Raw genomic sequence first — 3,796 nt, 5'->3', positions numbered from 1 at the left:
GCCAGACCAAGGCGCGACGAGGGCGCGGTACAGGCACCCTAACCGAGGAGCAACGCAGGGCTGGCTCGAAAGACTCCGGCTCTTCCTTCCCCGCGCTTCAGCGCCTCTTCCCCACAACACCTCCCCTCCATTCTTCCAGTGAATTCTGGAGGTTGGTATTATTGCTCCTTCTGGTCCTCTTGGTGCCCTGGGCCAGCCAAGCTCAGCTCCGGGTCGTCACCCTCCACCCCATGATGACCGATCTCGCGAAACAGGTCGGAGGGGAACACGCCCAAGTCACCCCCCTCATGCAACCGGGCGAAAACGTCCACACCTTCCAGCCCAGCTCGAGCGATATGAGCCTTGCCAGCCAAGCAGATGTCCTCCTCGCCTCCGGCAAAGGCCTGGAACTCTACCTGCCTCGGCTCCGGGACACCCTGGGCGACACCCTCGTCATCCTCGAGGCCGGAAGCGCCGCTCGCTCCATCCGCGTCTCCAGCAGCAGTGCCGCCTTTGCCTGCTGCCCCCACCACGCCGAGGGCAGCCTCGATCCTCACTGGTGGCACAGCATCGAAGCCATGAAAAAGGCCACCCACTACATCGCCAAAGAATTCGCGAAACTGGCCCCCGAGCACGGGCCCAGCTTCCTCGCGAACGCCGAAGCCTGGCAGCAGGAACTCACCGAGCTCGAACGCTGGACCAAGCGCGAAATCTCCGCCATCCCCCGGGAACGCCGCTACCTCGTGACCGCCCACGCCGCCTTCGGCTACTTCTGCCGGGACTACGGCCTGCAATCGATTCCCGTAGCGGGCCTGAGCAAAGAAACCATCTCCTCCAAATACTACAGCGAAGCGCTCGAAACCATTCGCAAGCACCAGGTCCGCACCGTCTTCCCGGAAAAAAACACCGACCCCCGGATCCTCGACTCCCTCATCGAAGCCGCCGGCCTCACGCGAGGCCAAGCGCTCATCGCAGACGCCTCCGTCGAGGGAGTCACCTCCTACATCGCCTTCATGCGCCACAACGTGAATGCCATTGTCGCAGGCCTGACAGGATCGTAGACTCGGCCGAACTCCCGGCATGCGCGGCTTTCCTCTCTGCAACACGCTCCTCCTCCTGGCGCTCTTCTGTCTCGCTTGGTGGCCACTCCAGCACCTGACCGGCAAGCGGCCCCTGGCCCTCGCGGAAAACCCCGTCGCCTCCGCCCTCGAGATCACCGCCAACTCGGCCGCCCCCCCCTCGTCCGAAACCCCACCAGCCACCGGCCTTCGCCTCAAAAGCTCCCACCCGCTGGCCGAACTCCTCATCGAGCACCTGGGCCACCCCCTCCCGGTGAAAGGCCCCACCCCCCCCTCCACGGACACCTGGGAAATCCGACTCGAGCCGCTGGCCGTCCCCGCAGAAGGAATTGAATTCTGGATCGAAGCTCGCTTCGCCGAAAGCCTGGACGCCCAGGAAACCGGAGTGGTCCGCCTCGAACTGCACTACGCGGACCCCAGCCGGGAACCTGAAACCCTCAGCCTCTGGGCTCAGCCCGGCGCGGCCAGCCTAGGAGACATCGCCTACTTTCCCGCATCCGCCTCCCCCTACTAAAAATGGGAACGCCCGCCGAAAAAGCCCGGCCCGACAGCTGCGGAGGCCACGCTCAACACGAACTGCACGTGCGAGCGCTCCGCGTCGGGTATGCCCAAACGACTGTCCTGGACGGCGTCGACTTCCAAACCCACTGCGGACAATGCCTCGCCCTCCTCGGCCCGAACGGAGCCGGCAAAAGCACCCTTCTCAAAACTCTGGCCGGCCTCCTCATTCCCGCCTCCGGGGAAATTCTCTGGCGAGGGCAGCCCCTCTCCCGCTCCACCTCCGAAATCGCCTACCTCGCGCAGCGTAGTCAGTTCGACTGGCACTTCCCGCTCACCGTTCGCGGCCTCGTCGAAATGGGACGCTTTCCCCACCTCGGCTGGTGGCGGCCTTTTCGAAAGAGCGATCACGAAATCGTGGACCAAGCCCTCGAAATCATGTCCCTCAAGGACCTCGCCACCCGCCAGATCGGCACCCTCTCCGGCGGCCAACAGCAACGCGCCTTCCTCGCTCGGGCCCTCGCCCAACAAGCCCATGTCCTCCTCCTGGACGAGCCCTTCACAGGCCTGGACCGGCCCTCTCAAGAAACCCTCTCCCAGCTCGTCCGCCACCTCGCCACCCTCGGCAAACTCCTCATCGCCGCCCACCACGACCTCACCAACGTCGCTCAAATCTTCGACCAAGCCCTCCTCCTCAATCGCCGGGTCATCGCCTTCGGCCCCATCACCGAAACCCTCGGCGAAGCCCCACTCGCCGCCTGTTTCCAGGGGACCCCCCCGCTCCCCGCCCCTCCGAGCGCATGAACTGGCTCCTTGAACCGCTCCAATATGAGCACTTCCAGCGTGCCTTGCTCATCTGCGTCCTGGCCGGCTTTGCCAACGGCTACCTCAGCGCCTTCGTCGTCTTAAGAAAATCCGCCCTCCAAGTCGGCTCCCTCTCCCACTCCCTCCTTCCGGGCATCGCCGTCGGCATCCTCCTCTTCGGACTCAGCCAAGCCAGCGCCTTCGCCGGAGCCCTGGTCGCCGCCCTCCTCGTCGGCTTGGGGAGCCTGCTGGTGGCCCGCAGTTCCCGACTCGGACAAGACACCTCCCTCGCCATCCTCTACACCAGCGCCTTCGCAGGCGGCCTCATCTTGATGGAATATGCGCCCTACAACATCGAGCTGGATCACTTCCTCTTCGGCAACATCCTCTACGCCAGCGACGCCGACCTCCAGACCGTCTTCTGGGTCTCCGCCATCTCCCTCACCCTCCTAAGCTACTTCCGTCGCCCGCTCCTCCTCATCCTCTTCGAGCCCGACGCCGCCCGCTCGCTCGGCGTCCCGGTCCGCACCCTCAACTACGTCCTCCTAGGGCTGCTCATCCTCGTCCTCGTCTCCACCCTCCAAGCAGTGGGCTGTCTCCTCGCACTCGGCCTGCTCGTCACCCCAGCCGCCACCGCCTACCTCCTGACCGACCGCGCCGAAATCCTCTTCTGGGGCGGCGGGGCCATCGGGGCCATCGGCTCCGTCATCGCCCTCATCCTCTCCCATCATCTCGACTTCACCCCGGGCGCAGGCATCATCCTCACCCTGGGAGCCCTCTTCTTATTGGCCTACCTCTTCGGCCCCCGCTACGGCATCCTCTCTCGACTGCCAAAAAAACACCCCACCGGCACCACCTGACCAAAGCCCACCGAAAATCCAAACCTCCCCCCAAGCTACCGAGCGGCTTATACCAAGCTGCAGAATTGGCTGGTAGAATGGCCGAGTGGATTTCGGGCCAGACCAAGGCGCGACGAGGGCGCGGTGCAGGCACCGTAACCGAGGAGCAACGCTGGGCTGGCTCCAAAGACACCGGCTCTTCCTTCCCCGCGCTTCAGCGCCTCTTCCCCACACCACCTCCCCTCCATTCTACCTGTGAATTCTGGAGGTTGGTATTACTAAAAAAGCCGAATGAAGCTCGAAAACCCTAACCGCACCAAGCCCCCCAACACGAACCCACACCCCTCCCGAAAAACCCTTTCACTCTGTCCAATCTCCAAGGCCAGACCACCCTCCCACTCCGACTGGCAACTCTTGTTGACTGACCCGTTTCAGCACTAATCACGGGAAAAAATCGTAGAGTAGGGACGGCCCCGCGAGCGGAGCCATCCCCCTCATCAAACCGGACGTGCGGTTTTCCCGCATCCGGCTTTCCGAAGTGATTCACCAACTCGCTCTCGGGTCCACCAAGTGGATTGCACCGGCAGCTTATACAGT

4 protein-coding genes are annotated in these 3,796 nt (G+C 63.8%); all 4 read left to right on the top strand.

Annotated elements, in window-relative coordinates:
* Positions 1 to 152: 152 nt before the first annotated feature.
* The 4 genes from AAF555_12225 to AAF555_12210 are packed head-to-tail and all read left to right on the top strand — an operon-like array spanning position 153 to position 3,220.
* On the top strand, positions 153 to 1,040 hold the full coding sequence (locus AAF555_12225) for a metal ABC transporter substrate-binding protein (protein MEM6912332.1): 888 nt from the start codon (positions 153 to 155) through the stop codon (positions 1,038 to 1,040).
* Positions 1,041 to 1,059: 19 nt separating this feature from the next.
* A complete protein-coding gene (locus tag AAF555_12220; protein ID MEM6912331.1) occupies positions 1,060 to 1,572 on the top strand; it encodes a hypothetical protein in 513 nt (170 codons plus the stop codon).
* Positions 1,573 to 1,574: 2 nt separating this feature from the next.
* Positions 1,575 to 2,360, top strand: coding sequence for an ABC transporter ATP-binding protein (locus AAF555_12215; GenBank protein MEM6912330.1), 786 nt, complete (start codon positions 1,575 to 1,577; stop codon positions 2,358 to 2,360).
* Positions 2,357 to 3,220, top strand: a complete 864-nt coding sequence (locus AAF555_12210; protein ID MEM6912329.1) for a metal ABC transporter permease — start codon at positions 2,357 to 2,359, stop codon at positions 3,218 to 3,220. The genes AAF555_12215 and AAF555_12210 overlap by 4 nt, the downstream gene beginning before the upstream one ends.
* The last annotated feature ends 576 nt before the right edge of the window (positions 3,221 to 3,796 follow it).

This window comes from Verrucomicrobiota bacterium (assembly GCA_039027815.1).
Taxonomy (GTDB): domain Bacteria; phylum Verrucomicrobiota; class Verrucomicrobiia; order Verrucomicrobiales; family JBCCJK01; genus JBCCJK01.
Note: the sequence above shows the minus strand (reverse complement) of the source record. Positions and strands in the feature narration are given on the sequence as shown.